General features: G+C 33.5%; 4 protein-coding genes. 3 read left to right on the forward strand and 1 reads right to left on the reverse strand.

Features of this window, described 5'->3' with window-relative positions; genetic code table 11:
* Positions 1–71: 71 nt before the first annotated feature.
* A complete protein-coding gene (locus RQ763_RS11375; RefSeq protein ID WP_314153098.1) occupies positions 72–515 on the reverse strand; it encodes a hypothetical protein in 444 nt (147 codons plus the stop codon).
* Between the two features lie 470 nt (positions 516–985).
* On the opposite strand from RQ763_RS11375, the gene RQ763_RS11380 reads away from it, so the two are divergent.
* From RQ763_RS11380 to RQ763_RS11390, 3 genes are all read left to right on the forward strand, one after another.
* A complete protein-coding gene (locus RQ763_RS11380; RefSeq protein WP_314153099.1) occupies positions 986–1,420 on the forward strand; it encodes a hypothetical protein in 435 nt (144 codons plus the stop codon).
* A gap of 59 nt (positions 1,421–1,479) precedes the next feature.
* Positions 1,480–1,899, forward strand: coding sequence for a peptidylprolyl isomerase (locus RQ763_RS11385; RefSeq protein ID WP_294933252.1), 420 nt, complete (start codon positions 1,480–1,482; stop codon positions 1,897–1,899).
* Positions 1,900–2,030: 131 nt separating this feature from the next.
* On the forward strand, positions 2,031–2,403 hold a 373-nt coding region (locus RQ763_RS11390), incomplete at its 3' end, for a hypothetical protein (protein WP_314153101.1).

Here is a 2,403-nt window from a genome sequence, read left to right on the forward strand (position 1 = left end):
ATCTATGTCTATAAAAAATAACTATTGGTTTAAGCTATTCTTTATAGGATGGTTTGTTTTTATATTTTTTTCTAAAACTTAAATACATACTCTGCTGCTTTAACTAAAGTCCTATAATCACTAGGATTTGAAGCGTGCGCTTCTAGAACCTTATTTCCTTCTTTGTCCTCAACCACAGTATGAAAAACTTCCATACATGCACCTTTCTCAAGCTCTTGATATCTTGTATTGAGCATAATAACTTCATTAGCTATTCTAAAAGTTAGTTGCTGCCCTTCTTCAATTGGATACATACTATAGCCCTTGCCATCAGTTATAGCCTGAAAATAATCTCCTACCTCTACTATACTGCCTACCGACATAGTGTATGTATTATCTCCTGTTTCGATACATACTGGTAATTTACCTGCTTCTTCATTCGAAACTTTTGTATCCAAACATCCACCGAAACCAAATCCAACAAATAAAGAAATTATCAATAACTCTAACTTTTTTCTTTTCTTTTCATACACCATTCACAGCCTTTTTACAAAAATTAACATATTTTAGCATAAAACTACTTATTTCGATAAAAAGATTCTTATTTCTTCATATCTTTATAAACTCATATTTCAATCAATCATCTAAGTTGTCTTGATGCTCTACCCTACACATAATGAATATAGAATATCTATAAAATAAAACACGCAAAAGCATCTCGCTAATTCCCTTATCCGGCGAGGACATCCTCAGAAACACCATGTTCATCTATCTTTCAACCACTTCGCCTAAAATGGTCTGACTAATTTCGTGCCTTTTTTTGATGATTTTTGACGTAAAGTTTAATAATTGTGGTTTTATTGATAAAAAAATGGGAAACCGCCCGCGCCCTAAAAAATTAAAAATTAAAAACACTCAATATCTAACTCAATTCACTTACAGTTTACCAACCTTATCTACAATAGTGCAGAGTTAAATATCTAAACAATTATAGAGGAAGTACAATATGGCAAAAATATCCATCTTAACAAAGCGTTCCGTCTTTTTAATATTTTTAGTTTCCAGTGCGGCGAACCCGCTGTTTGCATCAACAATTTATATATACTCTGCTTCTGAGCGTTATCAGGAAGCTCCTATTACACATAACGATATTCAAAATGTTTTAATCTCCAAAGGGTTAGAAAATAGCGTTGCTATAAAAAAGAGTCAAGCGGTGTTGAAAAGTAGCCAAAATAGCTACTCAAAACTGACACATCTTAGCAACAATCCAAAGTTAGGACTCTCAAAAAAGAAAATTATTGAAGCTTTTGCAAAATATGCACTTTTTGACAAAGAGTGCGATCTGAACTCTTACGATTCCGTTGTAGGCTTTGTTCAGAGCATAAATCCAAAACTCTCCGATGTCCAATTAAGTGCAATTAAAGAGATAGTTAAACTCTAGCTTTAACTTTCATGTAAACCTATTTTGTTATAGTACCCCTTACAAAAAAAGGAGAACAAATGGCTATTAGTAACAATCAAGTAGTTTCTATGGAGTATGAAGTAAAAGTGGAAGGAAATGTTGTTGATAGCAATGTTAACCAAGAACCATTAGAGTTTACATTCGGCTCAGGACAGATTATTTCTGGTTTAGAGTCTAGAATAGCGGAGTTAAGCGCTGGCGAATCAGCTTCTATCGTAGTTCCTGCAAGCGAGGCTTACGGAGAGTACAACGAAGAGGCGATGCAAAAGATTCCAAAAGAGCAGTTTGAAGGCATAGAGCTTTCTATCGGTCTTCCGCTTCAAGGTCAAGGACCTGATGGCAACCCGGTTCAAGTAGTTGTAAAAGATATTTTAGATGATGAAGTGCTTATAGATTTTAATCATCCATTAGCAGGAAAAGAGCTAAATTTCGACATCAACATCCTCTCGGTACAGTAAAGAGTTTAGCTCTTTACTCCCCTTCTCTGCCTAAATATCTGCTATTTATAAAATTAAACGCCCATAAAAACAAATGTGCTATAATCTCAACATGAAATGTTATTTTTATTATAACAATAAAGGATATTTATATGAACGAGACCTATTTTCAAAACATACAAAAAGATATACTCTCCTACAGAGAGAATTTAGAAAAAAACAACATGATAATCGACAAGACAAACAAGATGTTTCTTCATCTGATTTTAAACATTTTAGAGTATCTCGGTACAGAAGAACCCAAAAAACTTGATGAGCTATGTGAATATAATATTATGACAATGAAAAAAGAGTTTGAGTCGGTTATACATGGCAGCTCGGTAAGCGAAAAAGTTCAAGCAATTTTGCTCACTTTTTTCATGCGTATAGCAAAAGAGATGGATATTAAATATGAAAATATAGAGAACGAGAGCCTATCAAAGCTCTATGCTCTTATGACTTCAAAAGATTTTAAATACCCAAGCT

This window comes from Sulfurimonas sp. (assembly GCF_032250635.1).
Taxonomy (GTDB): Bacteria; Campylobacterota; Campylobacteria; order Campylobacterales; family Sulfurimonadaceae; genus Sulfurimonas.